Annotated in this window: 14 protein-coding genes, 1 tRNA gene and 1 riboswitch; of the genes, 3 read left to right on the forward strand and 12 right to left on the reverse strand. The window is 69.0% G+C overall.

The window, feature by feature from the left end; genetic code table 11:
* Positions 1-131: 131 nt before the first annotated feature.
* A tRNA-Leu gene (locus tag ACIBEI_RS33705) sits at positions 132-214 on the reverse strand.
* A gap of 393 nt (positions 215-607) precedes the next feature.
* Here ACIBEI_RS33705 and ACIBEI_RS33710 point away from each other — a divergent pair.
* Both ACIBEI_RS33710 and ACIBEI_RS33715 read left to right on the forward strand, forming a co-directional pair.
* On the forward strand, positions 608-1,378 hold the full coding sequence (locus tag ACIBEI_RS33710; protein WP_398894027.1) for an ABC transporter ATP-binding protein: 771 nt from the start codon (positions 608-610) through the stop codon (positions 1,376-1,378).
* A gap of 407 nt (positions 1,379-1,785) precedes the next feature.
* Complete coding sequence (locus ACIBEI_RS33715) at positions 1,786-4,323, forward strand: ABC transporter permease (protein WP_398894029.1); 2,538 nt, start codon at positions 1,786-1,788, stop codon at positions 4,321-4,323.
* 107 nt (positions 4,324-4,430) lie between these two features.
* Here the strand turns inward: ACIBEI_RS33715 and ACIBEI_RS33720 are convergent, their stop codons facing one another.
* The 9 genes from ACIBEI_RS33720 to ACIBEI_RS33760 all read right to left on the reverse strand — a co-directional run bounded on the left by ACIBEI_RS33720 (position 4,431) and on the right by ACIBEI_RS33760 (position 15,801).
* Entirely contained in the window at positions 4,431-5,720 is a 1,290-nt protein-coding gene (locus ACIBEI_RS33720) for a class I SAM-dependent methyltransferase (protein ID WP_398894031.1), read from the reverse strand.
* Between the two features lie 511 nt (positions 5,721-6,231).
* Positions 6,232-7,632, reverse strand: a complete 1,401-nt coding sequence (locus ACIBEI_RS33725; RefSeq protein ID WP_398894033.1) for an NAD(P)/FAD-dependent oxidoreductase — start codon at positions 7,630-7,632, stop codon at positions 6,232-6,234.
* Between the two features lie 468 nt (positions 7,633-8,100).
* A complete protein-coding gene (locus ACIBEI_RS33730) occupies positions 8,101-9,042 on the reverse strand; it encodes an exopolyphosphatase (RefSeq protein WP_398894035.1) in 942 nt (313 codons plus the stop codon).
* Between the two features lie 265 nt (positions 9,043-9,307).
* Positions 9,308-9,829: a DUF501 domain-containing protein gene (locus ACIBEI_RS33735; RefSeq protein WP_398894036.1), complete on the reverse strand. Its 522-nt coding sequence runs from the start codon at positions 9,827-9,829 to the stop codon at positions 9,308-9,310.
* A gap of 74 nt (positions 9,830-9,903) precedes the next feature.
* Entirely contained in the window at positions 9,904-10,380 is a 477-nt protein-coding gene (locus ACIBEI_RS33740) for a septum formation initiator family protein (protein WP_125534845.1), read from the reverse strand.
* Positions 10,381-10,551: 171 nt separating this feature from the next.
* On the reverse strand, positions 10,552-11,832 hold the full coding sequence (gene eno / locus ACIBEI_RS33745; protein ID WP_186001238.1) for a phosphopyruvate hydratase: 1,281 nt from the start codon (positions 11,830-11,832) through the stop codon (positions 10,552-10,554).
* A 427-nt stretch (positions 11,833-12,259) separates the two neighbouring features.
* Positions 12,260-12,958, reverse strand: a complete 699-nt coding sequence (locus tag ACIBEI_RS33750) for a transglycosylase family protein (protein WP_398894039.1) — start codon at positions 12,956-12,958, stop codon at positions 12,260-12,262.
* Positions 12,959-12,962: 4 nt separating this feature from the next.
* Positions 12,963-13,133, reverse strand: a riboswitch (cyclic di-AMP (ydaO/yuaA leader).
* Between the two features lie 225 nt (positions 13,134-13,358).
* On the reverse strand, positions 13,359-14,294 hold the full coding sequence (locus ACIBEI_RS33755; protein WP_398894040.1) for a transglycosylase family protein: 936 nt from the start codon (positions 14,292-14,294) through the stop codon (positions 13,359-13,361).
* Between the two features lie 211 nt (positions 14,295-14,505).
* Positions 14,506-15,801 (reverse strand): cytochrome P450, encoded by a 1,296-nt coding sequence (locus tag ACIBEI_RS33760; RefSeq protein WP_398894041.1) that lies wholly within the window; start codon positions 15,799-15,801, stop codon positions 14,506-14,508.
* 170 nt (positions 15,802-15,971) lie between these two features.
* Between ACIBEI_RS33760 and ACIBEI_RS33765 the strand changes: the two genes are divergently transcribed.
* Positions 15,972-17,192: a globin domain-containing protein gene (locus ACIBEI_RS33765; protein ID WP_398894043.1), complete on the forward strand. Its 1,221-nt coding sequence runs from the start codon at positions 15,972-15,974 to the stop codon at positions 17,190-17,192.
* A gap of 33 nt (positions 17,193-17,225) precedes the next feature.
* On the opposite strand, the gene ACIBEI_RS33770 is transcribed toward ACIBEI_RS33765, so the two are convergent.
* Together ACIBEI_RS33770 and ACIBEI_RS33775 are read right to left on the reverse strand one after the other, a co-directional pair.
* Positions 17,226-18,212 (reverse strand): nucleoside triphosphate pyrophosphohydrolase, encoded by a 987-nt coding sequence (locus ACIBEI_RS33770; protein WP_398894045.1) that lies wholly within the window; start codon positions 18,210-18,212, stop codon positions 17,226-17,228.
* Between the two features lie 55 nt (positions 18,213-18,267).
* Entirely contained in the window at positions 18,268-18,915 is a 648-nt protein-coding gene (locus ACIBEI_RS33775) for a SurA N-terminal domain-containing protein (RefSeq protein WP_398894046.1), read from the reverse strand.
* Positions 18,916-18,923: the final 8 nt, after the last annotated feature.

The following is an 18,923-nucleotide window of genomic DNA, read 5'->3' on the forward strand; positions in this document are numbered from 1 at the left end:
CCAAACTTCACCAATTAACTACGGTGAGTCTCCGACGGACAGAACCCACTGTCAACGCCCACGAGATGAAGTCTTCAATGAAGGATGCACCCTTCATTGGGATACGCCGGAAAAAGCGGAAGTGTCGGAGGTGCCCGGAACCGGACTTGAACCGGTACGCCCGCGAGGGGCAGCGAGGTTTAAGCTCGCCGTGTCTGCATTCCACCATCCGGGCAGGCCATGGGCTCCGCGTCGAGTGTTCCGAGCCTATCGGGACAGATCCCCCGAACAGCGGAAGGGCAGCCCGATGTTGTCTTATTTTATTGACGTCTGAGGGTGCATCAGCCCACGGTACGCGCCATCCGCACATGCCAAATGCCCTTCGACCGAAGCTTGACGGCGTATGGGGAATGACGTGATTTCACCGCCCGAACAAGCGGAACCTGACGAACCGTCGCCGATTCCCTCTCAGGGACGGGCCTCATCCCCAGGTATGACACGGGCTCGCCGGGTCCGACCCAAGGCTGCCTTCGGAACCAGAACAGCGGGTGACTACACAGCGCCGATCGGCGCCGACGATGGAACGGTCGTCATCACTCGTCGTCGTCCCGACAAGGAGCACCCTCCCGTGACCACCACGCCCCTCGCCGACCGTGCCACCACGGTGGCCGCCCGCGCCTCGGAACTGTCCAAGGTCTACGGACAGGGGGAGACCCAGGTGGTCGCCCTGGACCGGGTCTCCGTCGACTTCCGGCAGGCCGAGTTCACCGCGATCATGGGTCCCTCCGGCTCCGGCAAATCCACGCTGATGCACTGCGTGGCCGGCCTGGACAACTTCTCCTCCGGCTCGGTCCGCATCGGCGACACCGAACTCGGCTCCCTCAAGGACAAGCAGCTGACCAAGCTGCGCCGGGACAAGATCGGCTTCATCTTCCAGGCGTTCAACCTCCTTCCGACTCTCACGGCCCTGGAGAACATCACTCTTCCGATGGACATCGCGGGCCGCAAACCGGACAAGGAGTGGCTCAACAACGTGATCCGGATGGTGGGCCTGGCCGACCGCCTCACCCACCGCCCCTCCCAGCTCTCCGGCGGCCAGCAGCAGCGCGTCGCCGTGGCCCGCGCGCTGGCCTCCCGCCCGGACATCATCTTCGGCGACGAGCCGACCGGAAACCTCGACTCCCGCTCGGGCGCCGAAGTCCTCGGCTTCCTCCGCAACTCCGTACGCGAACTGGGCCAGACCGTCGTCATGGTCACCCACGACCCGGTGGCCGCCGCCTACGCCGACCGCGTCATCTTCCTGGCCGACGGCCGCGTGGTGGACGAGGTGCACACCCCCACGGCGGACGCGGTCCTGGACCGCATGAAGCAGTTCGACGCGAAGGGTCGCACCAGTTAGGCGCGGTCTCTCCTTTCCTTGCGTTCGTCCACTGTTACGTTCCGTCCGCGGGCCGTCAGTGGCTGATCGCGCAGTTCCCCGTGCCCCTGAAGGGGCACGCCCGCCACCCGACACACAAGGGGACGCGACCCGCAGTGGTGAACGTGCTGCGCCACCGGGCCGCAGCCGCCGACGCTCGGGAGGGGCCGGGTCGGGGGGTGTCCGCCCGCAGCGGCTGGCGTGTCAACTCGCTCGCCCTGTGAAAGCCACCGATTCCGCGCCAGACCGAGGACGGATACCCCCCGGCCCGGCCCCGCCCCACGACGCCCCGAGGCGCATCCCACACCGCGCACCCCGCACCCCGCACCCCGCACTCGGCGCCGTACCCCGAACTCGCCGTACACCTCGTACACCTGGACTGAGAAGACATGTTCCGAACCGCCCTGCGCAACGTGCTAGCGCACAAGGCCAGGCTGCTGATGACCGTGCTCGCCGTGATGCTGGGCGTGGCGTTCGTCTCCGGCACCCTGGTCTTCACCAACACCATCTCCGACGCGTACCAGAAGAGCTCGGCGAAGGGCTTCGACCAGGTCGACGTCGCCGTCCAGCCGGAATCCGTGAAGGACGAAGGCGACAAGCTCGGCAAGGACCCGGAGCTCACCCAGGCGCTGCTGGACAAGGCCGCCAAGGCCCCCGGCGCCGAGTCGGCCATAGGCGTGGTCACCGGCTTCACCGCCATCGCCGACAAGGACGGCAAGCTGATCGGCGGCGGCTTCCAGTCGCAGGGCGGCAACTACTGGGGCGACAAGGACCCCCGCTACCCGCTCGACAGCGGCAAGGCCCCGACCGGCAAGAACCAGGTCGCGATCGACGCCGAAACGGCCAAGCGCGCCGGCTACAAGGTCGGCGACACCATCCGGATCTCGATCGACGGCCCGGTCCTCACCCCCACCATCACCGCCGTCTTCACCACGGACGACGGCAACGTCGCCGCCGGCGGCAGCCTCGCCCTCTTCGACACGGCCACCGCACAGCAGCTGTTCCACAAGACGGGCACGTACGACGAGATCGACGTGAAGGCGGCCCCGGGCACCAGCCAGACCGCCCTCCGGACGAGCCTCGACAAGGTCCTCCCGAAGGACACCGTCGACACCACGACGGGCCAGCAGCTCGCCGACGACCAGGCCGCCATGATCGAGTCGTCGATGAGCGGCCTCAAGACCGGCCTCCTGGTCTTCGCCGGCATCGCCCTGTTCGTCGGCACGTTCATCATCGCCAACACCTTCACCATGCTGGTGGCCCAGCGCACCAAGGAACTCGCGCTCCTGCGCGCGGTCGGCGCCTCACGCAAGCAGGTCACCCGCTCCGTACTCCTCGAAGCCTTCGTGGTCGGTACGGTCGCAGCGGTGACGGGCCTGATCGCCGGCATCGGCATCGGCGCGGGCCTGCGCAGCCTGATGGGCATGCTGGACGCGACCGTCCCGGCGGGCCCGCTGGTCATCTCCCCGGGCACGATCGCCACGTCGTTCGCCGTCGGCATCCTGATCACGATGCTCGCCGCCTGGCTCCCGGGCCGCCGCGCCGCGAAGATCCCCCCGGTCGCGGCGATGAGCAGCGTGCACGCGGCGGCGACGACCAAGTCGCTGGTCCTGCGGAACACCCTCGGCGCCCTGTTCTCCGCGGCGGGCATCGCGGTGGTGCTCTTCGCGACGACGCTGGACGGCTCGGCCGGCCAGGCCCCGATGGGCATGGGCGCGGTCCTGCTGATCATCGGCGTCTTCATCCTCACGCCCCTCCTCTCCCGCCCGCTGATCGCCGCCGCGGCCCCGGTCCTGCGCATCTTCGGCGTCTCGGGCAAGCTGGCCCGCCAGAACTCCGTACGCAACCCGCGCCGCACGGCCGCCACGGCCTCCGCGCTGATGATCGGGCTCACGCTCATCACGGGCATGACGGTGATGGCGGGCAGCCTGCAGACGTCGATCGACAAGATGGCCACCGCCGCGCTCAAGGCGGACTACGTGGTCTCGATGGCGAACATGAACTCCCTCTCCCCCGACGTCGAGAAGAAGCTCGACAAGGTGAAGGGCGTCACCGCCACGAGCCCCATGCGCAACGCGCCGGCCCGCATCGACGACCAGACCGAGTACCTGACGGGCGTGAACGGCTCCACGATCGGCGAGCTGACCGACCTGAAGGTCGACAACGGCTCCTTCAAGGTCGGCGGCACGCAGGTCGTCGTGGACGACGAGACGGCCAAGGACCGCGGCTGGAAGGCCGGTTCGACGTTCACGGCCTCGTTCGAGGACGACAAGAAGCAGCAGCTGACGGTCTCCGGGGTCTACGAGGGCAACGAACTCATCCGGGGCATCCTGCTCGACACCGCGACACTCGCCCCGCACCAGGCGAACCGGGCGGACCCGGCCGACATGCAGGTCATGGTGAAGACGTCGGGCGGCCCGTCCGACGCGACCAAGGACAGCCTGGAGAAGGCGCTCGGCGACAACCCGGCCATCAAGGTCCAGGACAAGCAGGACGTCTCGAACGAGATCGCGCAGATGTTCACGCTGATTCTGAACATGCTGTACGGCCTGCTGGCGATGGCGGTCATCGTCGCCGTCCTCGGCGTCATCAACACGCTCGCGATGTCGGTCTTCGAGCGCTCGCAGGAGATCGGCATGCTCCGCGCGATCGGCCTCGACCGCAAGGGCATCAAGCGGATGGTCCGTCTGGAGTCCCTGGTCATCTCCCTCTTCGGCGGCGTGCTCGGCGTGGGCCTGGGCGTGTTCTTCGGCTGGGCGGCCGGTGAACTCCTGGCCGGCAAGATGCCGACGTACGAACTGGTCCTGCCCTGGGGCCGGATGGGCCTCTTCCTGCTCCTGGCGGCGACGGTCGGCATCCTCGCGGCCCTGTGGCCGGCGCGGCGCGCGGCGCGCTTGAACATGCTGACGGCGATCAAGTCGGAGTAACACCCAGCTCGAAGCAGCAAGAAGAGGGGGCCCGTTCCGATAGGAACGGGCCCCAACTCCGTACGGCCGCCGAACGCAGAACGCGGCCAGAACCCCAGTTCGTACCCCTAGTTCCAGGTACGAGCCCGAAGAGGCATCCCCGAAGCCCCCGACTCGGGCGTCCGAACGGCCAGCACCTGGTTCACCCCGATCCGGTTCCGCTCGAAGGCGAGGGCGGAGGCGGCCATGTAGAGCCGCCAGACCCGGGCCCGCCCGGGGCTGGTGAGCCGGACCGCGTTCGCCCAGTCCGCCTCCAGGTTGGCGACCCAGTGGCGCAGCGTGAGCGCGTAGTGCTCGCGGAGCGACTCAACATCGCGGACCTCGAACCCAGCCGTCTCCAGCCGGCTCACGGTCCCGCCGATCGGGGCGAGTTCGCCGTCCGGGAAGACGTACGCGTCGATGAACTCATCGATCTCGTACGCCGATTCGTCGCGCCGGGGCCGACGCCCGATCTGATGGTTGAGGAGCCGTCCGCCCGGTTTCAGCAGGGCGAACAGATCCCGCGCGTACTCCAGATAGCGGTCGCTGCCGACGTGTTCGGCCATGCCGATGGAGGAGATCGCGTCGTACGGACCGTCGGTGACGTCGCGGTAGTCCTGGACGCGGATCTCGATCCGGTCGGTGAGCCCCTCCTCCGCGACACGCTTGCGGGCGTACGCGGCCTGCTCCTGGGAGAGGGTGACGCCGACGACGCTCACGCCGTACTCACGGGCGGCGTGGATGGCCATCGAACCCCAGCCGCAGCCGACGTCGAGCAGCCGCATGCCCGGCTTCAGATCGAGCTTGCGGGCGACGAGTCCGAGCTTGTCGCGCTGGGCGTCCTCCAGGGTGCCGTCCGGGGAGTCCCAGTAGGCGCACGAGTAGACCATGGACGGCCCGAGGACGATCTCGTAGAAGTCGTTCCCCACGTCGTAGTGATGGCTGATCGCCCGTCTGTCGCTGCGCTTGGTGTGCAGGTGGGAGCGTCTGCGCACCTCCTCGCGGGGCGGGGCGGGGGGCAGGGGCGGCCCCGCCATCCGTACGAGCCCCCACACGGCGGCCCGCACGTCCGGGTCCCGCAGGGCCTCGCGCAGGGTCCGGGCGTCCTCGCCGCGCTCCCACACCAGCTCGGCCATGACGTCCAGGACGGCGTACAGATCGCCGTCCACGGTCAGGTCCCCGGCGACCCAGGCACGGGCCATGCCCAGTTCGCCAGGCTTCCAGAGCAGCCGGCGCAGGGCCCGGCGGTTCCGTACGACGAGTACGGGGCTCTCGGGCGGGCCCGCCTCCGAGCCGTCCCAGGCGCGAATGCGCACCGGGAGCGGGGCTCCCAGCAACTGCTCCATCAGCGCCTTCAGCCGCAGCGCCGCGTCCTGCATGACGCACACCTCCGTGACGACGGATCCCACAGACTCCAACACCACGTAAACACCAACGGGCCCGATGCGCAGTCCCGCCAAAGTGTTACTTCTGAGCAAAATACGTGCAGTCGACACGCAAACCAGGGGCTTGAGCGCCCCCTCACTCGGGGGCTCCGCCCCCGAACCCCCGCTCCTCAAACGCCGGAGGGGCTGGAATGCAGGGTGGCTGCTTGCCTGACGTCGAGTGCGGGTTGTGTGTGGCTGGTCGCGCAGTTCCCCGCGCCCCTAAAAAGACCCGGCGTCCCCTCTTCCAGCCCGTCCGGCCACCTCCAGCCCGTCCGGCCACCTCCAGCCCGTCCGGCGTTTGAGGACGAGCGCGTTCAGCGCGATACGGGGGTTCGGGGGCGGAGCCCCTGAGTAAGTGACGGGAATGGGTAGGGGCGGCGGGGGCGAGAGAAAACACCGAAGGGGGCCGCCCGCACCACGGATGGCGGGAGGCCCCCTTCGGGGTGGAGCAGGTGACCGGAGGTCAGGAGGCCTTGGCCTTCTCCTCGGTCTTGGCGGGCGACGGCTCGGCCTTCGGGGCAACCGCCGGCGCCGGCTTCGCAGCCTCGTAGAACTCCTCACGAGGAGTCTCCATGGCCCCGAGCGAGACGACCTCACGCTTCAGGAACATCGCGAGAGTCCAGTCCGCGAAGACACGGATCTTGCGGTTCCACGTCGGCATGGCCAGCCCGTGGTAACCCCGGTGCATGTACCAGGCGAGACGACCCTTGAGCTTGATCTTCATCTTGCCCATGACGATCATCGCGACGCCCTTGTGCAGGCCGAGCCCGGCGACCGCACCCTTGTTGGCGTGGCTGTAGTCCTTCTGCGGGAAGCCCCGCATACCGGAGATCACGTTGTCGCCGAGGACCCGGGCCTGCCGCAGCGCGTGCTGCGCGTTCGGCGGGCACCAGGCGTTCTCGTTGCCGGCCTTGCGGCCGACGAGGTCCGGCACCTGGGCGTTGTCGCCGGCGGCCCAGACGTAGTCCGTGCCCTGCACCTGGAGCGTGGTCTGCGTGTCCACGTGACCACGGGGACCGAGCGGCAGACCGAAGCGGGAGAGCACCGGGTTGGGCTTGACGCCGGCCGTCCACACGATGGTGTTGGAGTCGACCTCGAGGCCGTTCTTCAGCACCACGTGGCCGTCGACGCAGGAGTCCATGGAGGTGGAGAGGTAGACCTCGACCCCACGTCCTTCGAGGTGCTCCTTGCCGTACTGGCCGAGCTTCGGACCGACCTCGGGAAGGATCTTGTCCGCGGCGTCGACGAGGATGAACCGCATGTCCTCGCGCGACACGTTGTTGTAGTACTTGGCCGCGTCGCGGGCCATGTCCTCGACCTCGCCGATGGTCTCCGCACCCGCGAAGCCACCGCCGACGAAGACGAAGGTCAGCGCCTTGCGCCGCACGTCTTCGTCGGTCGTGGAGTCGGCCTTGTCGAGCTGCTCAAGCACGTGGTTGCGCAGGCCGATGGCCTCCTCGATGCCCTTCATACCGATGCCCTGCTCGGCGAGGCCGGGGATCGGGAAGGTGCGCGAGACCGCGCCCATCGCGATGACGAGGTAGTCGAAAGGCAGCTCGTACGCCTCACCCACGAGGGGGGCGATCGTGGCGACCTTGCGGTCCTGGTCGATGGTCGTGACCCGGCCGGTCAGAACTTCCGCCTTGGGCAGCACGCGTCGCAGCGGGACGACGACGTGCCGAGGCGAAATGCTGCCGGCGGCGGCTTCGGGGAGGAAGGGCTGGTAGGTCATGTACGACCGGGGGTCGACGACCGTGACGGTCGCCTCGCCGTAGCGCATCTTCTTGAGAATGCGCCGAGCTGCGTACAGGCCTACGTACCCACCGCCTACTACGAGGATCCTGGGACGCTCCGTGGTGCTCATGCCATCGAGTATCCACCTGCCTCAGGGGGGTGGCTCGTGCGCCCCTTCACAAGCTTCTTCACACCCTCTGCTACACTGCGCGGCTCACGTGAGCGAGGTCATGGTCCGGCAGGGGAACCGGGGTGCGGTGCGGGCCGTTGTCAATGCCGCGTGAGCTGCCGCTCCGGCCGTTCGACCCCCCTGAACCAGCCCCCTTTTTCATACGATCGCAGCACTCGCGGAACACCCTGTTGATCATGCTCCGGGGCCGCTCGAAGGCCCCGGGTGACCCGTAGGGACGAAAACCTCGCCCAACAGGGCCGATTCTCTTGTGAAGAACTTCACGAACTTTTCCGACGGGGCGTTCCCGGGACCGTTTCCAAGACCGTTCAGAGGCCTTCCGAAGCGCTCATACGTCATCCGACCTGCTCAGTCGAGGAGCACTCCAGGCCATCTCCAGGCCATCACTAGTCCATCCCTAGGCCATCCCTAGGCCACAGACCACGCGATCCCGTCGAGGATGTCGTGCTCGCTCACGACCACCTCGTCCGCCCCGATCCGCTCCATGACCGAGAGCAGTACGAGGGCGCCGGCGCCGATGACGTCGACCCGGCCCGGGTGCATCGAGGGGATCGCGGCACGCTCGGCGTGGGTCGCGGACAGCAGCCGCTCGGTGATCTCGCGGACGCGTTCGTAGGAGACCCGGGAATGGTGGATGGCCTCGGAGTCGTACTCAGGGAGGTCCTGGGCGATCGCCGAGACCGTGGTCACGGATCCGGCGAGCCCGACGAGCGTACGGGCCTCGCGCAGCGGCACGGACTCCTCGGCGAGATCGAGGGCGGCCTCGATGTCGGCGCGGATCGCCGCGACCTGCTCCGGGGCCGGCGGGTCGCCGACCCCGCCGTCGTGCACGAGGTGCCGTTCCGTCATCCGTACGCAGCCGATGTCGACCGAGCGGGCGGCCCGGACGTGGTCCTCGCCCACGACGAACTCCGTGGAGCCGCCGCCGATGTCCACCACGAGGTAGGGCTTGGCCAGGTCGTCCCGGCCCGTGAGCTCCTTGGTGGCGCCCGTGAACGAGAACTCCGCCTCCTGGTCGCCGGAGATGACCTCGGGCTCCACGCCCAGGATGTCGAGGACTCCTCGTACGAACTCGTCTCGGTTCTCGGCGTCTCGGGAGGCGGAGGTCGCCACGAAGCGGAGTCGCTCCGCGCCGTGTTCCTTGACGATGGCCGCGTACTCGCGGCAGGCCGCGAAGGTCCGCTCCAGCGCGTCCGGAGCGAGTCTTCCCGTCCGGTCGACGCCCTGGCCCAGCCTGACGATCGTCATCCGGCGGTCCAGGTCGACGAGTTCCCCCGTCGCCGGATCCGCGTCCGCGACGAGCAGCCGGATCGAGTTGGTACCGCAGTCGATGGCGGCGACGCGAGTCATGAGTGATGCTCTCCTGTTGCGATCGTGGCTCCGGGGGCGCCCGAGCATTTTCTCGCCCCCGCCGCCCCTACCCATTCCCGTCACTACTCGGGGGCCAGCCCCCGAACCCCCAAAAGACTGCGCAGTTCCCCGCGCCCCCAAGGTCTTTAGGGGCGCGGGGAACTGCGCGATCAGCCACAGCCGGACCCGCACCCAAAAACGCACCCCACGGGGTCTGGGGCGGAGCCCCAGGGGACGGGAATGGGTAGGGGCGGCGGGGGCGAAATCACACCTCGGTGGACACCACGCACGCCCCCTTGCGCCACCACTCCGCCAGCAGCGCGATCGCCTCGTCCCCCAGGGGGTTCACCCCCGGCCCGGCGGCCAGGGAGTGGGCGACGAGCACGTGGAGGCACTTCACCCGGTCCGGCATACCGCCCGCGCTCGGAAAGCCCTCGAGCACCTCGATGGAGTCGCGCCGAGCGATGTAGTCCTCGTGCGCCGCCCGGTACGCGGCCGCCAGCTCGGGATCCGTGGCGAGCCGGTCGGTCATCTCCTTCATGACCCCGTTCGCCTCCAGCGTCCCGATGGCGGAGGCCGCCCGCGGACACGTGAGGTAGTAGGTCGTCGGGAAGGGAGTCCCGTCCGGAAGACGGGGAGCCGTCTCGACGACGTCCGGCTGCCCGCACGGACAGCGGTGCGCGATAGCGCGCAGCCCGCGCGGCGGCCTCCCGAGCTGCTGCTTGAAGGCCTCGACGTCCGCGTCGGTGGGCTCGGTGCGCGGGGTGGGCGGCGGGGGCGTTTCCATGCCTGTGGGTAAGTCTCTCTAGTCAGTTCTCTGAGTGGATCACCGGCGAATCACCGGCTGGATCACCTGTCGGGTCACCTGTCGGCGGCGTCTGCCTTGTCGACGCCGTCCCAGACGTTGGCGTACCAGGCCCGGTCGGCCGCCGTCTGATCCGTACGCGTCTTCTTCGCCGCGTCGGGGTCGATCACGATGTAGCCGGTCTCGCCCGGCATCACGTAGTGCAGCCGCTCCCGGATGCGCTGCTCGGCGTACGCGTCGTCCTGCCACCGCGCCTTGAGGTCGCGCAGCTGCTCGACCCGCTGCCGGGCCTGCTCCCGCTCGCGCTGGAGGTCGGCGACCTCGGCGCGCTGGGAGACGTACTGCCTTATGGGATAGGCGAGAGCCACCACGAGCGTGCACAGGACGAGCGCGAGGAGTGCCGCCCGGCCGGTCAGCCGCGAGCGGCGAGCCTGCCGCTTGGTCTGCGAGCGGTAGACACGGGCGGCGGTCTGCTCACCGAGCAGCCGCAACCTGGTCGAGGTGGAGAACCGGTCGCGGTCCTTCACGGCCATCTGTCCCGCCTCCCCGGTACGAACCAGTCGAGTACATCGCGTACATCGAGCCCGTCGAGCCCGTCGAGCCCATCACGTGCGTACGTCCCCGCACACGGTACGGGACCGAGTACGGGGACGTACGTACGACGCTTCCTACGAAGACGAAGCCCGAAGACGAAGCCCGAGGGCTCAGCCCTTGAAGCGCGGGAAGGCCGAACGGCCCGCGTACACCGCCGCGTCGTCGAGGATCTCCTCGATGCGCAGCAGCTGGTTGTACTTGGCGACGCGGTCCGAGCGGGCCGGGGCGCCGGTCTTGATCTGGCCGCAGTTCACCGCGACGGCGAGGTCGGCGATCGTGACGTCCTCGGTCTCGCCGGAGCGGTGGGACATCATGCACTTGAAGCCGTTGCGCTGGGCCATCTCGACGGCGTCCAGGGTCTCGGTCAGCGAGCCGATCTGGTTGACCTTGACGAGCAGGGCGTTGGCGGAGCCCTCCTCGATGCCGCGGGCGAGGCGCTCCGGGTTGGTGACGAAGAGGTCGTCGCCGACGATCTGGACCTTGTCGCCCAGCTTCTCGGTGATGACGTTCCAGCCGGCCCAGTCGTCCTCGTACAGCGGGTCCTCGATGGAGACGAGCGGGTAGGCCGCGACGAGCTCCTCGTAGTACTCCGTCATCTCGGCGGCGGAGCGCTCCTTGCCCTCGAAGAGGTACTTGCCGTCCTTGTAGAACTCGGAGGCGGCGACGTCGAGCGCGAGGGCGACCTGCTGGCCGGGGATGTAACCGGCCTCCTTGATCGCGTCGAGGATCAGGTCCAGGGCCTCGCGGTTGGAGCCGAGGTTCGGGGCGAAGCCGCCCTCGTCGCCGAGGCCGGTGGACAGACCGCGGCTCTTCAGGACCTTCTTGAGGGTGTGGTAGACCTCGGCGCCCCAGCGCACGGCCTCGGAGAAGGACTCCGCGCCGATCGGGGCGATCATGAACTCCTGGATGTCGACGTTGGAGTCGGCGTGCGACCCACCGTTCAGGATGTTCATCATCGGGACCGGCAGCAGGTGCGCGTTCGGTCCGCCCAGGTAGCGGAAGAGGGGGAGGTCGGACGCCTCGGACGCGGCGTGGGCGACGGCGAGGGAGACGCCGAGGATGGCGTTGGCGCCGAGCGAGCCCTTGTTGTCGGTGGCGTCCAGGTCGATCATGGCCTGGTCGATGAGGCGCTGCTCGGTGGCGTCGTAGCCGACGAGCTCCGGGCCGAGCTGCTCGATGACGGCGAGGACGGCCTTCTCGACACCCTTGCCGAGGTAGCGGTTGGGGTCTCCGTCACGGAGCTCAACAGCCTCGAAGGCACCGGTGGAGGCGCCGGACGGAACGGCGGCACGACCCGTGCTGCCGTCGTCGAGGCCGACCTCGACCTCGACCGTGGGGTTGCCTCGGGAGTCCAGGATTTCCCGGGCTACGACGACGTCGATGGACGGCACGAGCATCTCCTTCTGGGATGTGACGCAAGCTGTCCGGGCCGAGGGCCCGGTTGGGTGCGGACCTGTGGTGGCCCCGCGGCATGAGCCTAACCGGCTGCCGGGGTTCGGCCAGCCCTCGACCGCCTCCTGGACAGAACCGAGAGTAAATTGTTTCCGAACGGAACAAAGCGGGAGGACGGCGAGAGGGAAGCGCGGGAAAGAAAAAGCCCCGCCCCGGTGCGTACGGGGGAACACGCACCGGAGCGGGGAGCCCGTGGGGGACGGGGGTGGCCCTCACGAGGCCTCCACTATGGGGGACACGGATGTGAGGGCGCTGTGGTTCAGCCGCAATCCGAATATGAACCCGGAGGTTCGGAGTCCGGAGATCCGGCCGAGGCTGAGCGGCCAAGGCCTCGGCCGGGGCGCGGCTGACCGAAGGTCAGCGGTGTCAGCTGAGGTGCAGCTGCTGGCCCGGGAAGATGAAGTCGGCGTCGTCGACGATGTCGTCGTTCAGCTTGTACAGCTTCGCCCAGCCGCCCTTGACGTTCTTCTTCTCGGCGATCTCGCTGAGGGTGTCACCCTTGACGACCTTGTACTCGCCGTCACCCTTCTCGACCTTCTTGCCGGTCGGGGTCTCGACGGTCTTCTTCGCGGTCGAGCGCTCCTGGGAACGCGAGGCGCGCTCCTCGGAGGACTTGGTGCTCTGCTGCTGAGACTGCGAGGTGCTCTGGCCGGAGTCGCCCGAGTTCGAGGGAGCCGGGGCGCCACCGGTCGAGGCGCCGGACAGGCCCACGCCACAGCTCGGCCAGGCACCCTTGCCCTGGCCCGCGAGGACCTTCTCGGCGACGGCTATCTGCTCGGCCTTGGAGGCCTGGTTGGCGGTGGAGGCGTACGCCGTGCCGCCGTACGCGGCCCAGGTGGAGGCCGAGAACTGCAGGCCGCCGTAGTAGCCGTTGCCGGTGTTGATCGACCAGTCGCCGCCGGACTCGCACTGGGCGACGGCGTCCCACTCGGAGGCGGTGGCGGCGGAGGCTCCCGTGGCGCCCATCAGCGGGACGGCGACGGCCGCGGTGGTGACACCGGCGAGCGTGGCGATGCGGGTGGCCTTGGACGGGCGGCGGTGCTTGCCCTTGCCGGAAAGCAGCATGAAGTGATCCCCTCACCGACGCCTGCGAGGTGAGCTGTCGGGTTCGGGCCGAGTGAGTTGCCCGGCCGCGCGACACTGCTGTCACGCGGCTTAACCCCAAGCCGTACCCGGCCTCAACGACCGGGTCCGGCACTTACCTTGGGTCCCCCGCTCCTGCCTACGGCGCTTGACGCGACGACTGTTCCCGTACGGCCGCTGGCAGGATTCGGCGTTGCGACCGTCGGGGCTCACCAGTGGCGAGCGGTCACGACCGTAGACACGCGATCCGCCGAATTTCAAAGACGATCAGGCTCTTGAGATCCATGTCTCACTTTCACCAAATCGGACATTCAGCGCGAACTACCGCTGTTTTTCGCCCGATTCGACGCCTTGATGACCACATGGCACATCGCGCGTACCGCTACTTGTCCGCCGTCCGCAGGCCGTCCACATCGAGGCTCTGACCGGGGATGATGAAGTCCGGGTCGTCGCCGATGGCTTCCTTGTTCTCGGCGTAGAGCGCCTGCCATCCACCCTCGACGCCAAGGGAGTCGGCGATCTCCCAGAGGCTGTCGCCGGAACGCACGGCGTACGAGCCCTCGGCGGCGACGCGCGACTCGCTGTCGCTGCGCGAGGCGTGCCGGCCGGCGGAGTCGTCCGCGCGGGAGTCGGTGGCGCCCTCGTCGGCACTGCCACCCCTGTGACGGCCGGAGCCAGTGTCTTCCGTTCCGGAACCCTCGGCCGAAGCATCCCCACTCTGGGACGACTTGTCCGGGTCGTCACTCTTTGCGGTGGCACCTGTGGACGGGCTGCCGGAATCCTGTGAGTCGGCGCTGTCACCGCTACCGCTGGACGAGTCGGACGAACTGGAAGAACCAGACGTGTCGGACTTCGTCCCGTTGCTGTCGTCCCCCATACCCAGGCCGGACAACGGAGTCGGGGAGTCGTCCGCGACCCCCGTGTCGACGTCGGCCGAGCCGGAGTTCTGCGTCAGACCCGCGACGAGACCGCAGGTCGCCCAGGCACTCGCGCCCTGCTTCGCGAGGATCTTCTCGGCGACGGATATCTGCTGCGAACGGCTGGCCTGGTCGGCGCTCGGCGCGTAGTCGAGGCCGCCGTTGTCCTCCCAGGTCTCCTGGGTCATCTGGAGGCCGCCGTAGTACCCGTTGCCGGAGTTCGCGCTCCACGAGCCACCGCTCTCGCACTCCGCGACCGCGTCCCAGGTGGTACCGCTTGCGGCACTCGCGCCGGTCGCACCGAGCAGCGGGATCGCGATGGCCGACCCGGTCACGCCCGCCGCGACGAGGAGAGCCGGAGCCTGACGGGGGCGACGGTGACGACCGTTCCCGGAGAGCATGCGGTTGCCTTTCGCGTGACAGCAAGGACTGCGCACAGCGCGCAGCCGACGACTGCGCCTGTGACTGCTGCGGCAGGTGGGACCGGCCGCATTGATGGGTGAACGTATAGGCAGTCGAACTCTTGTCACAAGTCGATGCAGCGCAGATAACGTGAAGATCACAAACTTGACGGAGTCTCATGTTCCGTCGACTCCGTCTGCTAGTCACCCGCTAGTCCGTACGCACCTTCCCGGAAGGGGCGAACTCCACCGGAAGCGTGCGCAATCCGCGCATGATGAGCCCCCCACGCCATCGCAAATCGGCGGAATCGCCCGCGAGTTGCAGATCAGGGAGGCGGGTGAGGAGCGTGGCCAGCGCGGTCTGGCCCTCCAGCCGGGCGAGGGGTGCGCCGAGGCAGTAGTGGATGCCATGGCCGTAACCGAGGTGCTGGTTGTCACGGCGGGAGAGGTCCAGGGTGTCGGGCTCGTCGAACCGGGCGGGGTCACGGTCGGCGGCGGCGAGCACGACGAGTACGGGGTCGCCGGCGGCGATGTCCTGCCCGCCGATGCTCAGCGGCTCGGTGGCGAACCGCCAGGTGGCCAGCTCCACCGGCCCGTCGTAGCGGAGCAGTTCCTCGACACCGCTCGCGAGCAGGTCCATGCGGCCGGATGCGAGGGAGTCCTGGAGCTGTTGCCGCTGCTCGGGGTGGGTGAGCAGCGCGTACGTGCCGTTGCCGATCAGGTTCACCGTCGTCTCGAAACCGGCGAACAGGAGGATGAAGGCCATCGCGGCGGCCTCGTTCTCGGTGAGGTGCTCGCCGTGGTCGGAGGCCCGGATGAGACCGGAGAGGAGGTCCTCGCCCGGCGCGGGCAGCTCCGTCAGTTCCTCGCGCTTGCGGTGGATGAGCTCGGCGAGATAGCCGCGCATCTTCTTCACGGACCGCGCCACGCCCCCGCGCGGCCCTCCGCCGTGCCGGATCATCATCCCGGCCCAGTCGCGGAAGTCGTCCTGGTCCTCGCGCGGGACGCCCAGCAGATCGCAGATGGCGTAGATGGGGAGCGGAAACGCGAACTCGTGGATGAGGTCGGCCTCTCCCTTCTCCACGAACCCGTCGATGAGCCGGTCGGTCAACTCCTGCACCCGGGGCGCGAATTCGGCCACCCGTCGAGGTGTGAACGCCTTGCTGACGAGCCGCCGGAGCCTGGTGTGGTCCGGCGGGTCGATGTTGAGGAGGTGCGTCATCAGCTCGGCCTTGCGCTCGCCGGGGATGCCGGTCTTCCCCTTCGCGTGCGCGGGCTCGTCGTGATGGGCGGGGTTCTTGCTGAGCCGGCCGTCGGCAAGGGCCTGCTTGGCATCCGCGTACCGGGTCACCAGCCAGGCCTCGACCCCGCTGGGGAGTTTCGTCCGATGCACGGGGGCGTGCTCCCTGAGCCAGGCGTACGCCGGGTAGGGGTCGGTCGCGAACTCCCAGGTGAAGAGTTCCGGGGCAGGTTCCCCCGCGGAGAGCTGAGCAGGTGTTTCCGTCACTCCTCGACCGTATCGGGAGGGTGGTGAAAGCCGCCCCGAGATCGTCGTGGCCCGCCGCGGCCGCTCTCCGAGCCGGGCTCAGTTCCGCGGCTTGCGCTGTTCGTCCCGGAACATCCTTGAATCACCTGCTCCTTGACCCCGTGAGCCGGAAACTCCATACATTCGCGCCCGTGGACCCCGATCTCCTCCGGACCAGTTTCTCGGTCGTCGAAAGACGAGCCGAATTCGCGGCCAAGTACTTCTACTCGCACCTCTTCTGGCACCACCCCGATGTCCGCTCCCTGTTCCCGCTGGATTTCCCGGAGGACATGGAACGCCAACGGGACCGTCTGTTCGCCGCGTTGACGCTTGTCGTGGGGCGGCTGGGAGAACCGGGGATGCACGAGTACCTGTGGGAACTGGGGCGGGACCACCGGAAGTATCTGGCGCGGCCGGAGCACTACGCGGCGGTGGGCACGAGCCTGATCGCCGCGTTCGCCACCGTCTCGGGGGCGGCATGGAACACGGAGGTGGAGAAGGCCTGGGACGAGGCGTACGCCGTGATCGCGGACGCGATGATGGACGGCGCGTGGGAGGCGGAGAGCAGGGGCGAGCCGCCCTGGTGGGACGCCGAGGTGCTCGGCCGCACCAGGCACGGGGACGACCTCACCGTGCTGAAGCTGCGCCCCCACCGCCCCCTCCTCCATCTGCCCGGCCAGTACGTGAGCGTCAACAGCCCCCGGATCCCGGGCGTCTGGCGCCCCTACTCCTTGGCCAACGCGCCCCGTCCCGACGACACCGTCGACTTACATGTCAGCCTCGTCGAGGACGGTGTCCTGTCCACCGAGCTCGTGCGGCGCACCCGGGAGGGCGATGTCCTGCGGCTCGGCGCGCCAGGTGGCCGGTTAACCCTGCGGACGCCGGTGGAGCGGCCCGTCACCTTCATCGCCGCGGGTACCGGGTGGGCTCCGGTGAAGGCGCTGCTGGAGCAGCTGGTGTGGGAGCCGGGCTCGTACGACGAGGCCCGGCTCTTCGTTGTCGCCCGGGACACCACGTACCTCTACGACCGGGCCGCGCTCGGGGAGTTATGCACGCGGCTGCCGCACCTCGACGTCACCGTCATAACGCCCGCGCCCGGCCGGCCGAAGGCCCAGGCCACCGGCCGGCTGCTGACGGCTCTGGGCAACCGGGCCAACTGGGCCCGCCACGACATCTATCTGGCCGGTCCGCCCAGGCTGGTCGACGAGACCGCCGATGTCCTCCCCGCTCTCGGCGCCGACCCCGAGCGCGTCTTCTGCGACGATCTGCCGCCCGCCGACCAGGGACAGGCCCGCCCGCTCGGCCCGGGCCAATGGCTTCTCCACCGGCCCCGCCCGCACTGGCACAACCCGTCGGCGCGCGCTCCCGACTGAGGGCCTCAGCACGGGAACCTGACCGACTCCCGCCTAGCCCTCACTCACCCGTATCGCGTCCCGGTACGCCCGCGCCGCCACCCTGAGCGCCGCCTCCGGGTCCACGCCGTCCGTCTCGGCGCGGACCGCCAGCGCCAGTAGTTCGTAGCCGACGCCCTCGCCCTGAGGCAGCGGCACCTCCAAGCCTGCCGTACGCGCGCGGGAGGCCAGTTTGGCGGCGAGTGCGAGGCCCGGCTGGCCGAGCGGGACGCCCTCGGTCACGGATGTCCGCCGCTTCTCGACGGCCTTGGTGCGCAGCCAGTGCTCCTTGACCTCCTCGGGGGTCGAGGCGGTCTCGTCTCCGAAGACGTGCGGGTGGCGGTGGATGAGCTTGGTGACGATGCCGCCCGCCACGTCGTCGATGGAGAAGGGCTCGTCATCGTCCTCCGGACCGCCTTCCTCGGCGATCCGAGCGTGGAAGACGACCTGGAGCAGAACGTCACCGAGCTCCTCGCGCAGCTCGTCGCGGTCGCCCTCCTCGATGGCCTCGACGAGTTCGTACGCCTCCTCGATGCCGTATTTCGCCAGGCCCTTGTGGGTCTGCTGGGAGGACCAGGGGCACTCGACTCGGATGCGGTCCATGACCTGGACGAGGTCGAGGAGGCGGGCGCCCGGGAGGTCGTACGACGCGGGGAGCAGTTCGAGGTCGGGCATCTGAACGCGCCCGGAGCCGGCGAGCCGGGCCAGGCCGTCCGTCAGGCGCGGCTCGCCCTCGCCGGTGGCCACGACGACGACCGTGTGCCCGCCGGCGCAGGCGTCGACCAGGTCCTCGGCGGTCGGCGCGGACTCGTCGACCTGGATGCCCGCCTCGCGCAGATACGGCAGCTGGGGGTGCGTGCCGTCCGCGCACAGGACGCGGTCGGCGCCGTGCAGCGTCTGCCAGGCGGGCCAGGACAGGAGTCCGGGCGCGACTCGGTGGCTGGTGGTGAGCAGGACGATGCGCCCCGGGCTGGATGCGTTCACACACCGAACGTAACCCACGCCACTGACATCAAGGTCACGTGCCGTGAGCGAAGAAGGATCAGGGCCGGACCGGCTACGCCGTTTCCTTGCTTCCCGACGAGGTGACCTCGCGCAGCCAGGGCAGCTTGGCGTCGACGCGGCTGCTCTTCTCCACGTCCCAGTCGCCGTAGCGCGGGTTCAGGTCGACGTCCAGCTTCTTGGACGCCTCGGACAGTGCCTTCCAGAAGGCGGGCTGGCTGGTGTCCGTGCCGAGTGCGGTGGCGAGCTTCTGGGCCTCGATCTGGACGCGGAGGTTGTCGTCGAGCCGCTCGGGCGCGACGCCGTACTGCTGGAGCCAGGCCACTTCCAGCGCCTTCGAGTCGCCCGCCTGCTTCTCCAGTTCGCCGCGGAAGCTCTGGACCTCCTTGCGGGTGACGGTCACGCCCGCGTCCTGTGCGGCCCGGTGCAGGACGCGGTCGAGGACCATGACGTGCAGGGTGTCGCGGGTGAGGCCGCCGGACTTGGCGATGGCCTGTTCATACTGCGCCTCGCCCGTGGTGGCCGCCCGCTGCGCGGACCGTACCTCGTTCACCCGGTTCTCCAGCTGGGAGACGGTGATGCGGTCGCCGCCGACGACGGCCGCGGCGCCGGGATGCGCTTCGTTGCCGCAGGCGGTGAGGAGGGGGGCCGCGGTGACGAGCGCGGCGGAGAGGAGGAACGCGGTGCGACGGCGGCGGTGCAAGGAGACCT

The sequence above is a fragment of the Streptomyces sp. NPDC050988 genome (assembly GCF_044456225.1).
Lineage (GTDB): Bacteria > Actinomycetota > Actinomycetes > Streptomycetales > Streptomycetaceae > Streptomyces.

Bases quoted from the DNA above. Each gene is read 5' to 3' on its own strand.
- ACIBEI_RS33715 (WP_398894029.1), top strand. From the start codon at position 1,786: ATGTTCCGAACCGCCCTGCGCAACGTGCTAGCGCACAAGGCCAGGCTG.
- ACIBEI_RS33720 (WP_398894031.1), bottom strand. From the start codon at position 5,720: ATGCAGGACGCGGCGCTGCGGCTGAAGGCGCTGATGGAGCAGTTGCTG.
- ACIBEI_RS33725 (WP_398894033.1), bottom strand. From the start codon at position 7,632: ATGAGCACCACGGAGCGTCCCAGGATCCTCGTAGTAGGCGGTGGGTAC.
- ACIBEI_RS33730 (WP_398894035.1), bottom strand. From the start codon at position 9,042: ATGACTCGCGTCGCCGCCATCGACTGCGGTACCAACTCGATCCGGCTG.
- ACIBEI_RS33735 (WP_398894036.1), bottom strand. From the start codon at position 9,829: ATGGAAACGCCCCCGCCGCCCACCCCGCGCACCGAGCCCACCGACGCG.
- ACIBEI_RS33740 (WP_125534845.1), bottom strand. From the start codon at position 10,380: ATGGCCGTGAAGGACCGCGACCGGTTCTCCACCTCGACCAGGTTGCGG.
- ACIBEI_RS33750 (WP_398894039.1), bottom strand. From the start codon at position 12,958: ATGCTGCTTTCCGGCAAGGGCAAGCACCGCCGCCCGTCCAAGGCCACC.
- ACIBEI_RS33755 (WP_398894040.1), bottom strand. From the start codon at position 14,294: ATGCTCTCCGGGAACGGTCGTCACCGTCGCCCCCGTCAGGCTCCGGCT.